This is a genomic window from Candidatus Skiveiella danica (assembly GCF_022705245.1).
GTDB lineage: Bacteria > Pseudomonadota > Gammaproteobacteria > Burkholderiales > Burkholderiaceae_C > Skiveiella > Skiveiella danica.
Genome location: NZ_JAKJEW010000014.1, coordinates 69,585 through 84,621, shown reverse-complemented (window position 1 = coordinate 84,621; position 15,037 = coordinate 69,585). Strand labels below are relative to the sequence as shown.

Genomic DNA, 15,037 nt, shown 5'->3' with positions numbered 1-15,037 from the left:
TTTCATATTTGGCGCAGGAAATGGCCACCTGCGTGTGGTCGGGTCGCTCCTACGCCCCAGCGATGATTCAACGCCCGCTCACCGCCTCGATCCGCGTGCCGTCCTTGATGCGGTCATCGGGCTGCACGATCACCGTCTGGTCGGCTTTCAGGCCGGCTAGCACCTGGGCGGCCGTGGCGGCGCGGGCGCCGATCTTCACCGGCGTGCGCCGCGCAGTGCCGCCGTCCACCACGTAGACGGCCCAGCCGTCCCCGGCGCGGAACAGGGCGCTGCCGGGCACCTGCAGCACATCCTTCTCCTGCTTGAGGATGAACTCCACCTCCACGCGGTAGGCGTCGCCCAGCGCGGCCCATCGTTCGCGCGGCGAGGTGAAGTCGAGGATGACGCGGGTGCGCTGCTCTTCCACGCCCAGGGCCGAGACCTTGGTGAAACCACCGGGTTCGATGCGCGTCACGATGGCGTCCAGCACGCCCTCGCCGCCCCAGCGCAGCACGCGGGCCTTCTGGCCGGCAGCCAGCCGCACGGCGTCGGTGGACAGCACCTCGACCTCGATCTCCAGCTGCGCCGGGTCGCCCACTTCGAGCAGGGGCTGGCCCATAGCGACGGCGGTGCTGCTCTCCACCGGGCGCTTGAGCACCAAGCCTGCCACCGGTGCGGTGACGGGCAGGACCTTGCCGCGGCCGGCTTGGCCTTCCTGCGCCAGCGAAGCCTGCGCCACCTGCAGGCGGCGCGCAGCGATCTGTTCGTCCGCGCGGGCGGTGGACAGTTCGGCCCCGGCCGTGGCCACCTGGGCGCGCGCCTGGTCGAGCTGCGATGCCGTCACCATGCCTTGTTCGCGCAGCTGCTGCAGCCGGCGCAGCTCGCCCTGCGCCACCGCTTCGGTGGTCGTGACAGCGGCCACACGCTGGCGCGCCGCGTTGAGGGCGCTTTGGCCGGTGCTGACCTCCGCAAGCGCCTGGCTGCGTGAGCGCGGGTCCAACAGGGCGCTGCCGGTGGGGTCGATCTCGGCGACGACCTGGCGGGCCTGCACCGCGTCGCCGGGCTGCAGCCTGATGCGCCGCACCACGCCGGCCAGCGGGGCGGTGATCACGTAGCGCTGCTTGAGGCGGGTCTTGCCCTCTTCCAGGAAGCTCTGCTCCAGCGGGCCGCGGCTGACCGGGACCACGCTGGCCATCTGCACCGGATCGCGCATGGCCTGCCAGGCCAGCACCGCGAGTGCAATGGCGCCGGCGCTCCAGAACAGGATCTTGCGGGGGAGGGCGTTCGTGGTCATGGCGGGTTTTCCAGGGGATTCATTGTGCGGCAGGCCGGGTGTTTCACTCGCGTGTCTTGAGCACGCCGATGAGGTCCAGCCGGTAGATGCGTTCGCGCACCGCCAGCGCCGACAGCAGGGCCGAGATCACCGTGGTCAGCGCCGCAAAGGCGTAGGCGGACGGTGCAATGTGCATCGGCACGCGGTACAGGTCGGACTGCAGGTTGTTGGCCAGGTACCACGACAGCCCGTAGCCCACGGCAAAGCTTAGCGGGATCGACACCAGCACCAGCAGGGCCAGCTCGCCGAGCAGGATGTAGCTGACCTCGCCCTGCGTGAAGCCCAGCACGCGCAGACTGGCCAGTTCGCGCCCGCGCTCGGCCAGCGCGATGCGCGCCGAGTTGTAGACCACGCCGAAGTTGATGATCGCGCCCATCACGATCGAGATCCACATGAACAGGCCGGTCATCTGCGCAATGCTCCGGTAGAGCGCCTCCACCGAGGCCAGCCGGGAGGCCGAGCCGATGATGCGCGGGCGGCGGTCGAGGTCACGGAAGACCGCCGGCTCGGCCCCGTCGTCCACCGTCATGAGCGTGCCGCTGATCACATCGCCGTCGCCCAGGGCGCGGTTCAGCGCATCCAGGTTCATGTAGGCCTGCAGGCCGACGTGCTCGCGCACCAGGCGCGCCACCGGCAGCTGCAATTTTGCGCGTCGCCCTTCGAGCACCTCCACCCACACCCGGTCGCCCACGCCGACGCCCAGGCGCGCGGCCAGGTAGTCGTTGAGCACCAGGCCGTCTTCGGGCAGGTCGATGCGGCGCAGCTGGGCGTCGATGGGCCGGCGCAGCTCGCCGCCGGGCGGCAGGCCTTCGATGCTGGTGAGCAGGCTGCGGTTCTCGCTGCGAAAACGCACTGGCACCGAGCGCACGCCCTCGACCTGCCTCACGCCGGGCAGGGCGCGCAGTTCGTTCACCGCGCGCCGGGGCGCCACCTCGATGAAGCTGGCTGAGAGGTCCTGCTGCTGTGACAGGCGGAACTGCAGCTCGACCATGGTGTTGATCGCGCTGTCCTGGAAGCGCGCCATCATCATGATGGCACCCGCGCAGGCCAGGCCCAGCACCGTCATCAGCGCCTTGACGGGCCGGCGCTCGATCTGACGGAAGATGATGCGGGTGGGCTGCGACAGCCAGCGCGCAGGCAAAAGGCGCTCGGCCAGTGAGCGTCGGAAACGATCCGGCGCGGGCGGGCGCATGGCCTCGGCCACGGGCGAGTCGGCCGCGGCGTAGACGGCGCGCCCGGTGCCAAGCAGCGCCGCCACCAGGCTGACCCCGATACCGGTCAGGGCCACCGGCACGGACACGCTGAAATCCAGGAAGGGAAAGCGGAAGTACATCTGGTACATCGCCGACATCAGCGTGCCCAGCCAGGCGCCACCGGCCACCCCCAGCGCCGAGCCGATCAGGCAGATCAGCGTGACGATCAGGCCATAGTGCAGCGCCACGTCCAGCGTACTGTAGCCAAAGGCCTTGAGGATGGCGACCTGGTCCCGCTGCGTGCCGACCAGCCGCGTGAACACCACGTTCAGCAGGAACGCCGCCACGCCCAGAAAAATCGTCGGAAAGACGCGCGTCATGGTGGCGAGCTGGCGGAATTCCTCGTGCAGGAAACGGTACGAGAGCTGGTCCATGCGGCCATGCGCGCCCAGGCTGCGTTTCGCGCCAGAAGCAGGTCCATCGCGGCGATGGTGTCGCGCTCATCCGCGCCAGGGCTGAGCCGCACCACGACCTGGTTGAAGGCGCCATTCATGTCGAGCGCCGCCTCCAGCGCGCGCCGGTTCATCCACAGGATGGCGTAGCGCTGGTAGTCGGGGAACATGGCACCAGGCTTGATCTGGTAGACGTACTCCGGCGAGACCGCCATGCCGACGATGGTGAACCACTGGGTGCGGCCATACACCGTGGCACGCAGGCGGTCGCCGGGCTGCAGCTTGTGCGCCAGCGCGAACGATTCGCTGACCAGCACCTCGTCGTCGGCAAACGGTGCCAGCATGCGCCCGCTGCGCAGGTACAGGCGGTTCTGCGCAGGCTCGCCGGTGTCGGGCAGCGACTGCACCACCGCCTCGATCGGTTCGTAAAAGTCCGCCAGCTCGACCTTGGCCCCGGCGATCAGCCGGGTCTCGACCTCATTGACGCCCGGCAGTTCGGCTACGCGCTGCGCCAGGGCACTGGGGGCGCGCTTGACCTGGGCCCAGACGTCGGAGAAGCGGTAGTCGCGGTACAGGCGGTCGCGCGTGTCCTGGAGCGAACTGAGCGTGGCGGCCGACATCACCAGCATGGCTATGCCCGAGGCGATCACCAGCGCGATTGCCAGCGCTTGCCCGCGCATGTGCCACAGGTCGCGCAGCGCCTTGCGGTGGATGGCTTTCAGGCGCATCACCAGTGCAGCTCCCGCGCCGGCAGGCGCTCGGCGTTGACCTGTTCGCGCCCGATGCGCCCGTCGGCCATGTAAAGCACCCGGTGCGCCATGCGCGCGATGTCTACGTTGTGGGTGATGACCACCGTGGTGGTCCCCATGTCGAGGTTGACGCGCTCCAGCGCTTCGAGCACGTGCACACCGGTGGCCGAGTCCAGCGCGCCGGTGGGCTCGTCGCAGAGCATGACCACCGGCCGCTTGGCGATGGCGCGGGCAATCGCCACGCGCTGCTGCTCACCGCCCGAGAGCTGGGCCGGGAAGTGGTCCAGCCGCTCCTTCAGGCCGACCATGGCCAGGGCCTCCCCGGAGAGCATGGGGTTGGGCGCGATCTCGGTGACGATGGCGACGTTCTCCTGCGCCGTCAGGCTTGGGATCAGGTTGTAGAACTGGAAGACGAAGCCCACATGCTCGCGCCGAAACGCGGTGAGCTGTGCATCGTTGGCGCGGGTCAGGTCCTCGCCGTGGTACCAGACATGGCCGGCTGTGGGCACGTCCAGCCCGCCCAGGATGTTCAGCAACGTGGACTTGCCGCTGCCCGAGGGGCCCAGCAGCACGACGAACTCTCCCGCATACAGCACCAGATCCACGCCGCGCAGGGCGTGCACCTCCACTTCGCCCATGCGGTAGACCTTGGTCAGGCCCTCGGCCCTGAAGATGACTTCACGCGGTGCTGCGTCCATAAGGCCATGCTAACGGCGAACCCCGTGAAAAATCCAGCCCGGATGTCAAGGCCGGGTCACTATTGAATCAATAGCTGTTCATGTCCATTTGACGCTGGGAGGGAGCATTTTTTAGGCTGAAACACTTCTGAAGCCGCTTCACAGCACCCGGTTGAACCCCATCAGCGAGACGCCGGAGCCGGCCGGGCTCTCACCTGGCTTCAGCCCTGCGCCCAATATGACGCAGGCCCTGTTGCCGCCGCCGATCAGGCCAAGGGTTCCGGTCAATCGTCCCGCTGTGGGTCAGAGCACGGTCTGGGTGACCGCATGCTCCCAGCGGGCCATCATGTCCTGCGCGCGCGCGCGCGCCATGGTGGGGATAAAGCGGCGCTCGGCGCGCCACAATCCGCTCAGCTCGGCCGTGTTCCTGTAGACGCCAGTGGTGAGGCCCGCGAGGTAGGCCGCGCCCAGGGCGGTGGTCTCGATCACGGCCGGACGAACCACTGGAATGCCCAGCAGATCGGCCTGGAACTGCATCAGCAAATCATTGACGCAGGCACCGCCATCGACCCGCAACTCGGACACCGGCGCGCTGCCGGCGCGGGCGGCATCCCGACCCATGGCCAGCAGCAGGGCGGCACTTTGGTAGGCGATGCTTTCCAGCGCCGCGCGGGCGATATGCGCCAGCGTGCTGCCGCGCGTCAGGCCGGTGATCGAGCCGCGCGCATCGGGCTTCCAGTAAGGCGCACCCAGCCCGGTGAAAGCCGGCACGACCATCACGCCACCGGAATCCGGAACGCTTTCGGCCAGGGCCTGCACCTGGGTGCTGCTCTGGATGGCATTGAGGCCGTCACGCAGCCACTGCACCACGGCACCGCCCACAAATACGCTGCCCTCCAGCGCAAACTCGGGCAGTGCCGTGGTCTGTGCCGCGCTGGTGGTGATCAGGCCGTTGCCCGAAATCTGGAAGGCGCTGCCGGTGTGCATCAGCATGAAGCAGCCGGTTCCATAGGTGTTCTTGGCCATGCCGGCCGTGAAGCAGGCCTGCCCGAACAAGGCGCTTTGCTGGTCACCGGCGACACCGCCAATGGGTACACGATGGCCCAGCAGCGCCGGGGCCACTTCGCCGAACAGGGACGCACTGGGTTGCACCACCGGCATCAGGCTGGCGGGGATCTCCAGCGCCGCCATCAATTCGGCATCCCACTGGTTGTGATGGACGTTGAAGAGCATGGTGCGCGAGGCATTGCTGACATCGGTCGCATGAACGCGGCCTTCGGTGAGCTGCCAGATCAGCCAGCTGTCCATGGTGCCAAAGGCCAGTTCGCCGTTGGCGGCCTGGGCGCGTGCGTCGGGCACGTTGTCCAGAATCCATTTGAGCTTGGTGCCTGAAAAATACGCGTCCACCAGCAGACCGGTTTTGGCGCGAATGCTGTCGGCCAGGCCGCTCGCTCGAAGTTCGGCGCAGGTGGGCTCGGCGCGGCGATCCTGCCAGACGATGGCGTGGTGAATCGGCTGGCCGGTCCGGCGGTTCCAGATCAGCGTGGTCTCGCGCTGGTTGGTGATGCCCACTGCCCTGAGCTGCGCCGCGGTGATGCCCGCCGTGCTCAGGACCTCGCGGGCGGTGACCAGCTGCAGGCGCCAGATCTCCAGCGCGTCGTGTTCCACCCAGCCGGGCTGCGGGTAGATTTGCGGCAGCTCCTTTTGCGCCATGGCCACGAGGGTGCCGTTGGGGTCAAACACAATGCTGCGGCAGCTGGAGGTGCCTTGGTCGAGGGCGAGCAGGTAGGTCATGGCGGCGTGTGTCAATGCAAGAAGGGGGGGCCAACCACCTAGTGCGCTGCGACCGTCAGGCGCACTTGCGCTTCGGCCAGCAGGGCGGGGAAGGGGTCGGGGGGATGGGCGTCGGTGAACAGGCGGTCGATTTGATCCAGCGTGGCGACTTCGACCATCGCCGGTCGTTTGAACTTGCTCAGGTCGGCGGCCAGCCAGACTTCGCGCGCATGGGCCATGATGGTTTGCGAGACTTTGACTTCGCGGTAGTCGTAGTCGCGCAGCGAGCCATCGGGTTCAATGGCCGAGATGCCGATCAAGGCGATATCCACCTTGAACTGGCGGATGAAGTCCACCGCGGCTTCACCGACGATGCCCTGGTCCCGACCGCGCACCACACCGCCCACGACGATCACCTCGCACTTGGGGTTGGTGCTCAGGATGCTGGCCACGTTCAGGTTGTTGGTAATCACCCGCAGGCCGGAATGGCGCGACAGGGCGCGGGCGATGGCCTCGGTGGTGGTGCCAATGTTCAGGATCAGCGAGCAGTCATTGGGCACCGCCGCGGCCACGCTGAGCGCAATGCGCGCCTTGCCGTCGGCGTTCAGGCTCTCGCGCTGTTTGTGGGCAATGTTTTCGGTGGTCGAACTGGGCGGGCGCACGCCGCCGTGAAAGCGCGCCAGCAAACCTTCGTCGGCCAGTCGCTGCACGTCGCGCCTGACGGTCTGCAATGTGACGCCCAGGGTGGCCGCAAGCTGCTCGACCGTGACGGAGCCTTGGGCTTGCACCACAGTGAGCAGGGTCAGCTGGCGGGGGTTGGGACTCATGGGCTTGTGCTGCGCCAGAAGGGCGGGGTCGATGGACTGTAAAACGAATCAAAAAGAACTGATATAGGGTAAATACTGAGAAAAAAAGAAGCTAAACGAACAATAATTATCAAATACGAATGGTTTTTGGGCGCCCCTGTTCTACAAGTAAAGGTCGTGAGATGCAGTTGACTCTTGAGGCCATCAGCAAGAAGGTCGGGCCGCAGACTTGGCTGTACGAGATGAACCTGGCCCCGCGCAGCAACGCCGTCACGGTCTTGCTGGGTGCCACCCAGGCCGGCAAGACCAGCCTGATGCGCGTCATGGCGGGGCTGGATGCACCGTCGACCGGCCGGGTGCTGGTGGATGGCAAGAGCGTGGCGGGCGTGCCGGTGCGTGAACGCAATGTGTCCATGGTGTACCAGCAGTTCATCAACTACCCGTCGCTCAAGGTGCGCGACAACATCGCCTCACCCCTGAAGCTGCGTGGCGAGCGCAATGTGGAGCAGCGGGTGCGCGATCTGGCGGCCAAACTGCACATTGAGATGTTTCTGGACCGCTACCCGTCCGAGCTGTCTGGTGGCCAGCAGCAGCGCGTCGCGCTGGCGCGCGCCATGGCCAAGGGCGCGCCGCTGATGCTGCTCGATGAGCCGCTGGTCAACCTGGACTACAAGCTGCGCGAAGAACTGCGCGATGAATTGTCAGCCCTGTTTGCTGCCGGTGATTCCACCGTGATTTATGCGACCACAGAACCCGGCGAGGCCTTGCTGCTGGGCGGCTATACCGCCGTTCTGGATGCCGGCGAGTTGCTGCAATACGGCCCGACCTCCGAAGTCTTCCATGCGCCAGCCTCCATCCGGGTGGCGCGCGCCTTCAGTGACCCACCCATGAACCTGCTGGCCGCCAGCGTGGCGCCCACCGGTGTCGCACTGCGCCACGGACCACTGCTGGCGCTGGCTTTGCCGCACACGCTAGGCGCCGCGTTGACCGTGGGCATGCGCTCCAGCGCGTTGCGCGCGACGGGACGGGTTGGCGATGTGGCCCTGGCGGGCAAGGTGGAACTGGCCGAAATCTCCGGCAGCGATACCTACGTGCACTTTGAGACGGCACTGGGCGAGCTTGTGGCGCAGCTGACCGGTGTTCACCACTTCGGGTTGGGGCAGCCGGTGACTTTCCATTTCGATCCTGCGCAGGTTTATGTGTTTGACGCGCAGGGCATGTTGCTGCTGGCGCCGTCGCGTGGCAAAGGACGCTGATATGGCACGCATCGAACTCGACCTGGCCCACGCTTACCGGCCTGACCCGAAGCAGGACAGCGACTACGCCTTGCTGCCCCTGAAGATGACCTTTGAAGACGGCGGCGCCTATGCCTTGCTGGGGCCGTCGGGCTGCGGCAAGACCACGTTGCTGAACCTCATGTCCGGGCTGGTGACGCCGTCGCAGGGACACGTGCACTTTGACGGCAAGAATGTGACCGGCGCCACGCCCCAGCAACGCAATATTGCCCAGGTGTTCCAGTTCCCGGTGATCTACGACACCATGACCGTGGCCGAGAACCTGGCGTTTCCGCTGCGCAACCGCAAGATGCCGGCCGACCAGATCAAAAAACGCGTGGGCGAGATTGCCGAAATGCTGGAGATGAGCGGCCAGCTCAACCAGCGCGCTGCCGGGCTGGCAGCAGACGCCAAGCAGAAAATATCGCTGGGCCGTGGCCTGGTGCGCCCGGACGTGTCGGCGGTGCTGTTCGACGAGCCGTTGACAGTGATCGATCCGCACCTGAAATGGCAACTGCGCCGCAAGCTCAAGCAAATTCACCATGAACTCAAGCTCACGCTGATCTACGTGACCCACGATCAGGTCGAGGCCCTGACGTTTGCCGACCAGGTGGTGGTGATGACGCGTGGCCGGGCCGTGCAGACTGGCTCAGCCGCCGATTTGTTCGAACGGCCCAGCCACACCTTCGTCGGGCACTTCATCGGCTCGCCGGGCATGAATTTCCTGCCGGGCCATGCTGACGACGGGGGGTTTCATACGGCGGGATTCACGCTGCCCATGCCGGCCGGGCGCACCCCGGTGGTTGGAGAGTGCAAGTTGGGGGTACGCCCCGAATATGTGAGTCTGGCCGCCGCTGATTCAGCCGGTGCCCTGCCCATGACCATCACGCAGGTACAGGACGTGGGCACGCATGTGATCGTCAGCGCCACCCGCGAGAGCCACACCATCAAGGCGCGCCTTTCGGCCATCCCAGGCAACCTGGTCGCCGGAGACCGTGTCTGGCTGCAGTTGATGGGCGAACACACCTGCTTTTACCAAAACGAGGAAATTTTGGCATGAGCACAACCACCAAACCCGTGAACCAGAAGGCCTGGTTCCTGATCCTGCCGGTGCTGCTGTGCGTGGCCTTCTCGGCCATCCTGCCGCTGATGGTGGTGGTGAACTATTCGGTGCAGGACATCATCTCGCCCGAGCGCCGGGTGTTTGTCGGCACCGAGTGGTTTGCCGCTGTCATGCGCGACGAGGAGTTGCACAGCGCGCTGTTGCGCCAGATCATCTTTTCGTTCTCGGTACTGGCGGTGGAACTGCCGCTGGGTATTTTGCTGGCCTTGTCGATGCCGGCGCAGGGCTGGAAGTCCTCGGCGGTGCTGGTGATCGTCTCGCTGTCGCTGCTGATCCCCTGGAACGTGGTGGGCACCATCTGGCAGATTTTTGGCCGCACCGATATTGGCCTGATGGGGGCTGCCCTGCTCGGCCTGGGCATTGACTACAACTACACCGGCAACGCCACCCACGCGTGGCTGACGGTGCTGCTGATGGACGTCTGGCACTGGACCCCGCTGGTGGCCTTGCTGGGCTACGCCGGGTTGCGCTCCATCCCTGACGCCTACTATCAGGCCGCCAGCATTGACGGCGCAAGCAAGCTGGACGTCTTCCGTTACGTGCAGTTGCCCAAGATGCGCGGTGTGCTGATGATCGCTGTGCTGCTGCGATTCATGGACAGCTTCATGATCTACACCGAGCCCTTTGTGGTCACCGGGGGTGGGCCGGGTAACTCGACCACCTTCCTGTCCCAGTTTCTGACGCAAAAGGCGGTGGGCCAGTTTGACTTGGGGCCGGCGGCGGCGTTCTCGTTGATCTATTTCCTGATCATCTTGCTGATGTGCTTCATTTTGTACAACTGGATGCAGCGCGTCGGTACCCAGACCAAGGAGGGTGGTCATGAGTAAGCCCAGGTTCCAGAAGCGCTCGCTGTTCCTGCTGGCGTACATCGTGTTCGCCTTGCTGCCCATCTACTGGATGGTCAACATGTCGTTCAAGACCAATAACGAAATCCTGGCCGGCTTCACGCTGTTCCCGGACCACTTCACCTGGGACAACTACAAGACCATCCTGACCGATCCGGCCTGGTACTCGGGCTACATCAACAGCCTGATCTACGTCGGCATCAACACCGTCATTTCGCTGACGGTGGCGTTGCCTGCCGCGTATGCGTTCTCACGCTACAGCTTCCTGGGCGACAAGCATGTGTTCTTCTGGCTCCTGACCAACCGCATGACGCCACCGGCCGTGTTTTTGCTGCCCTTCTTTCAGCTCTATACCTCGGTCGGCCTGATGGACACGCATATTGCCGTGGCCCTGGTGCACCTGCTGTTCAATGTGCCGCTGGCGGTGTGGATTCTGGAAGGCTTCATGAGCGGCATCCCACGCGAAATTGACGAGACGGCCTACATCGACGGCTACACATTTCCGCGTTTCTTTATCCGCATCTTCATCCCGTTGATCAAGGCCGGCATCGGTGTGGCTGCGTTCTTCTGCTTCATGTTCAGCTGGGTCGAGCTGCTGCTGGCGCGCACCCTGACCAGCGTGAACGCCAAGCCGATTGCCGCGACCATGACGCGCACGATTTCGGCCTCGGGCATGGACTGGGCGACCCTGGCCGCAGCCGGCGTGTTGACCATCGTGCCAGGTGCCATCGTGATCTGGTTTGTGCGCAATTACATCGCCAAGGGGTTTGCGATGGGTCGGGTTTGAGAGGAACAGCAGATGTTTGAATGGATGGCCTGGACCACGCCGGTAGCGGTGTTTTTTGGCTGCATCGTCTTGATGCTGGCAGGCATGACGGTGTGGGAAATCAAATCCCCCACCATCCTGCGCAAGGGCTTTTTGCCGATGGAGACCACCCGCGGGGATCGACTGTTTATCGGCCTGCTCAGCGCTGCCTACGTGAACCTGGGGTTTATCGGCATCAGTGGCCGGCTGGGCGAGTGGATGAGCCTGCAGACTGAGCCCTCGATCTGGATCAGCTTTGTGGCGTCCATGGCGTTGCTCGGCTGGATCATGCACAAGGGCTGATTTTTTCCAATGCTGCGTCTCGCCTTCCCCTGGAGCCGCGGCATCTTCAATACAGGGGTCAATGAACCGAGGAGATTGGCAATGAAACTGAAGCTGAAATATTCCGTCGTCGCCGTCGCGCTGGCGTGCGCAGCGGGCGGGCATGCCTGGGCGGACGAAGCGGCGGCCAAGAAATGGGTGGACAGCGAGTTCCAGCCGTCCACGCTGAACAAGGATCAGCAGATGGCTGAGATGAAGTGGTTCATCGAAGCCGCAAAAAAACTGCAAGCCAAGGGTGTGAAAGAGATCTCCGTGGTCTCTGAAACCATTACCACGCACGAATACGAATCCAAGACATTGGCCAAGGCGTTTGAAGAAATCACCGGCATCAAGGTCAAGCATGACCTGATTGGAGAGGGCGACGTGGTCGAGAAGCTGCAAACCTCGATGCAGTCCGGCAAGTCGATCTACGACGGCTGGATCACCGACTCCGACCTGATTGGCACGCACTACCGCTACGGCAAGATCATGAATCTGACCGACTACATGGCCGGCAAGGGCAAGGAATACACCAACCCCGGTCTGGACATCAAGGACTTCATCGGAACCAGTTTCACCACCGGCCCCGACAAGAAGCTCTATCAACTGCCCGACCAGCAGTTTGCCAACCTCTACTGGTTTCGCGCCGATCTGTTCGCGCGGCAAGACCTGAAGGACAAGTTCAAGGCCAAGTACGGCTACGAGCTCGGCGTGCCGTTGAACTGGAGCGCGTACGAAGACATCGCCGCGTTCTTCACAGACGACGTGAAGAACATCGACGGCAAGCCGATCTATGGCCACATGGACTACGGCAAGAAAGACCCGTCGCTGGGCTGGCGTTTCACCGACGCCTGGCTGTCCATGGCCGGTACCGCCGACATCGGCATTCCGAACGGCAAGCCGGTGGATGAATGGGGCATTCGCGCCTCGGCCGACGGCTGCACACCACAAGGTGCATCCGTATCACGTGGTGGCGCCACCAACTCGCCAGCAGCCGTTTACGCTTTGACCAAGTACATCGACTGGATGAAGAAGTATTCGCCGAAGGAAGCCATCGGCATGACCTTTGGTGAAGCCGGTCCTGTGCCAGCACAAGGCCAGATTGCCCAGCAAATCTTCTGGTACACCGCGTTCACCGCCGACATGATCAAGCCCGGCCTTCCGGTGGTCAACGCCGACGGCACGCCCAAGTGGCGCATGGCCCCCGGACCCAACGGTCCGTACTGGAAACAAGGCATGCAAAACGGCTACCAGGACGTGGGTTCATGGACCTTCTTCAAGGACCACGATGCCAACAAAGTGGCCGCCGCCTGGCTGTACGCCCAGTTCGTCACCGCGAAGACCACCTCCCTCAAGAAAACCGTGGTTGGCCTGACGCCGATCCGCGAGTCTGACATCCAGAGCAAGGCCATGACCGATATGGCGCCCAAGCTCGGCGGGCTGGTGGAGTTCTACCGCAGCCCGGCGCGTGTGGCGTGGACTCCCACCGGCACCAACGTGCCCGACTATCCCAAACTGGCCCAGCTCTGGTGGAAGAACGTGGCGGTCGCCGTGACGGGCGAGAAGACCCCGCAGGCCGCCATGGACAACCTGGCCGAAGAAATGGATGCGGTGATGGGTCGCCTGGAGCGCTCCGGCATGGCCGTGTGCCCGCCCAAGCTCAACGCCAAGAGCAGCCCGGACAAGTGGCTCAGCGACAAGAGCGCACCGTGGAAGAAGCTGGCCAACGAGAAGCCGAAGGGCGAAACCATCGCCTATGACACGCTGTTGAACGCGTGGAAGAACGGCAAGGTCCGCTAAGCCGAACGGCATAGCTGTCCTGGGCGCGACGGCGGCGCGTGTGCGCTGCTGTCGCCCTGCGCGAGGGCCTGATTTCGGCCCTCGCATTTCTTCTGACCTAGGAAATTAGAAATCCGATATGCCCCCTGTTGCTCAACCGCTGCAAACGCTGCGCGAGGATCTGCTGGCGCGCCTGGGTGAAGACAGGGAATATGACCTTGCCGTGGTCGGGGGCGGGGCTACCGGCCTGGGCGTGGCGCTGGACGCCGCCGCGCGCGGGTTCAGCGTCGTTCTGCTGGAATCACACGACTTTGCCAAGGGGACTTCGTCACGCGCCACCAAACTGGTCCACGGCGGGGTGCGTTATCTGGCACAAGGCAATATTTCACTGGTGCGCGAAGCCCTGCATGAGCGCACCACATTGCTGCGCAATGCGCCCCATCTGGCGCAGCCGCTGGCGTTTGTGGTGCCGTCCTACCACTGGTGGGAAGCCCCGTTTTACGGCATTGGCCTCACGCTGTATGACGTGCTGGCCGGTAAAGCCGGCTTGGGGAAAACGCACTTTCTGGGGCCGCAGGCTACAGGGGAGGCATTGCCCACGGTACGCACAGACGGTCTCAAAGGTGGCGTGCAATACTGGGATGGACAGTTCAACGATGCCCGGCTGGCCTTGGCCATTGGCCGCACGGCAGTCACGCGCGGGGCCTTGCTGGTCAACTACTGTGCGGCCACCGGACTGCTCTATGAAGGCGGAAAAATCAGCGGTGTGCTGGCGCAAGACTCCCTGAGCGGGAAGGACTATCGCGTTCGCTCGCGCTGCGTGGTGAATGCGACGGGCGTATGGGTCGATGCCCTGCGCGAAATGGACAGCCCTGCCCACAGTGCTGCGGGGGGGCGGGCGGTTGAGCCCATGGTGGCCCCCAGTCAGGGCGTGCATATTGTGGTGGACCGGAAATTTCTGGATTCGGACACCGCCTTGATGGTGCCCAAGACCTCGGATGGCCGGGTCCTGTTTGCCGTGCCCTGGTTGGGCAAGGTCATTCTGGGCACCACCGATACGCCGCGCAACGACCTCGCGCGCGAGCCCCTGGCATTTGCCGAAGAGGTGGAATTCATCCTCCGGGAATCAGCGCGCTACCTGCGCAAGGCGCCGACCCGTGCCGACATCAAGAGCATCTGGGTCGGCTTGCGTCCCTTGGTAAAACCCCAGGACGACGATGCTGAAAGCACCAAGGCCTTGTCCCGGGAGCACACCGTCATTGTCAGCCGCACCGGCCTGGTCACGGTGACCGGGGGCAAGTGGACAACGTACCGCGCCATGGCCGAAGACGTGCTGGACATGTGCGCGGCAAAGGGGCTGCTGGAACGAAGGGCTGCAGGGCAGACGGCGGACTTGCGTCTTGTCGGTGCGCAGTTTGGCCCTGAGTTTTCGCCGGTTTCGGTGAGCCAGGCGGAAGGGGAGCATTCCTATGGCAGTGAGATGCAGATCCTGGCGGGCTTGCCAGGCGCCGACGTGGCGCTGACCGCCGGACTGACGGAGGCCATGGTGCGCTTTGCCGCCCGCCATGAATATGCGGTCACGGTCGAAGACATGCTGGCGCGGCGTTCACGCCTCTTGTTTCTGGATGCGCGACTCGCAGCCCGGTTGGCGCCGCGCGTGGCCGAAATCCTCCGGGAAGAAACCGGGCTCGATCCCAGGGCAGACGAGTTTGCCGGGCTCGCGGCCCAGTACCTGCCAACGCCCTAAGACCCGGACCGCGTTGCGCGAGGCCGGCCAGAACGCAATGTTCATGGCGCTTGCCAGACCATCCGCGTCGTCAATCTCAGCCCTCTTTGCCATGTGTGAAGCGACAACGGCGGACGAAATCCGCGCCAATGTGAACGCCATGCCACTACTTTATCTATAGCGTACTATGACCATTTGACGA

14 protein-coding genes are annotated in these 15,037 nt (G+C 64.5%); 7 read left to right on the top strand and 7 right to left on the bottom strand.

The features are described from left to right. Positions 1-67: 67 nt before the first annotated feature. From ACMUOY_RS10020 to ACMUOY_RS09990, 7 genes are all read right to left on the bottom strand, one after another. Positions 68-1,273 (bottom strand): efflux RND transporter periplasmic adaptor subunit, encoded by a 1,206-nt coding sequence (locus ACMUOY_RS10020; RefSeq protein ID WP_413892575.1) that lies wholly within the window; start codon positions 1,271-1,273, stop codon positions 68-70. Positions 1,274-1,316: 43 nt separating this feature from the next. Further along, positions 1,317-2,939, bottom strand: a complete 1,623-nt coding sequence (locus ACMUOY_RS10015) for an ABC transporter permease (protein WP_413892574.1) — start codon at positions 2,937-2,939, stop codon at positions 1,317-1,319. Further along, positions 2,882-3,685, bottom strand: coding sequence for an ABC transporter permease (locus ACMUOY_RS10010; protein WP_413892596.1), 804 nt, complete (start codon positions 3,683-3,685; stop codon positions 2,882-2,884). The genes ACMUOY_RS10015 and ACMUOY_RS10010 overlap by 58 nt, the downstream gene beginning before the upstream one ends. Continuing rightward, positions 3,685-4,404 carry an ABC transporter ATP-binding protein gene (locus ACMUOY_RS10005; RefSeq protein WP_413892573.1) on the bottom strand — a complete coding sequence of 240 codons (720 nt, stop codon included), beginning with the start codon at positions 4,402-4,404 and terminating at the stop codon, positions 3,685-3,687. The genes ACMUOY_RS10010 and ACMUOY_RS10005 overlap by 1 nt, the downstream gene beginning before the upstream one ends. 138 nt (positions 4,405-4,542) lie before the next feature. Beyond that, complete coding sequence (locus ACMUOY_RS10000; RefSeq protein ID WP_413892572.1) at positions 4,543-4,671, bottom strand: hypothetical protein; 129 nt, start codon at positions 4,669-4,671, stop codon at positions 4,543-4,545. Positions 4,672-4,686: 15 nt separating this feature from the next. Next, positions 4,687-6,177 carry an FGGY family carbohydrate kinase gene (gene glpK / locus ACMUOY_RS09995; RefSeq protein WP_413892571.1) on the bottom strand — a complete coding sequence of 497 codons (1,491 nt, stop codon included), beginning with the start codon at positions 6,175-6,177 and terminating at the stop codon, positions 4,687-4,689. Between the two features lie 38 nt (positions 6,178-6,215). Continuing rightward, positions 6,216-6,983, bottom strand: a complete 768-nt coding sequence (locus ACMUOY_RS09990) for a DeoR/GlpR family DNA-binding transcription regulator (protein ID WP_413892570.1) — start codon at positions 6,981-6,983, stop codon at positions 6,216-6,218. Between the two features lie 161 nt (positions 6,984-7,144). Between ACMUOY_RS09990 and ACMUOY_RS09985 the strand changes: the two genes are divergently transcribed. From ACMUOY_RS09985 to ACMUOY_RS09955, 7 genes are all read left to right on the top strand, one after another. Further along, complete coding sequence (locus ACMUOY_RS09985; protein ID WP_413892569.1) at positions 7,145-8,218, top strand: ABC transporter ATP-binding protein; 1,074 nt, start codon at positions 7,145-7,147, stop codon at positions 8,216-8,218. A 1-nt stretch (position 8,219) separates the two neighbouring features. Further along, on the top strand, positions 8,220-9,296 hold the full coding sequence (locus ACMUOY_RS09980) for an ABC transporter ATP-binding protein (RefSeq protein ID WP_413892568.1): 1,077 nt from the start codon (positions 8,220-8,222) through the stop codon (positions 9,294-9,296). Continuing rightward, the gene (locus ACMUOY_RS09975) at positions 9,293-10,186 is read left to right on the top strand and encodes a carbohydrate ABC transporter permease (RefSeq protein ID WP_413892567.1); all 894 of its coding nucleotides are present in this window, start codon (positions 9,293-9,295) and stop codon (positions 10,184-10,186) included. The genes ACMUOY_RS09980 and ACMUOY_RS09975 overlap by 4 nt, the downstream gene beginning before the upstream one ends. Further along, positions 10,179-10,991 carry a carbohydrate ABC transporter permease gene (locus ACMUOY_RS09970; RefSeq protein ID WP_413892566.1) on the top strand — a complete coding sequence of 271 codons (813 nt, stop codon included), beginning with the start codon at positions 10,179-10,181 and terminating at the stop codon, positions 10,989-10,991. Before ACMUOY_RS09975 ends, ACMUOY_RS09970 begins: the two co-directional genes overlap by 8 nt. Positions 10,992-11,003: 12 nt before the next feature. Then, positions 11,004-11,312 carry a DUF2160 domain-containing protein gene (locus tag ACMUOY_RS09965; protein WP_413892565.1) on the top strand — a complete coding sequence of 103 codons (309 nt, stop codon included), beginning with the start codon at positions 11,004-11,006 and terminating at the stop codon, positions 11,310-11,312. 81 nt (positions 11,313-11,393) lie between these two features. After that, entirely contained in the window at positions 11,394-13,130 is a 1,737-nt protein-coding gene (locus ACMUOY_RS09960) for an ABC transporter substrate-binding protein (protein ID WP_413892564.1), read from the top strand. 118 nt (positions 13,131-13,248) lie between these two features. Then, the gene (locus ACMUOY_RS09955) at positions 13,249-14,856 is read left to right on the top strand and encodes a glycerol-3-phosphate dehydrogenase/oxidase (RefSeq protein ID WP_413892563.1); all 1,608 of its coding nucleotides are present in this window, start codon (positions 13,249-13,251) and stop codon (positions 14,854-14,856) included. Positions 14,857-15,037: the final 181 nt, after the last annotated feature.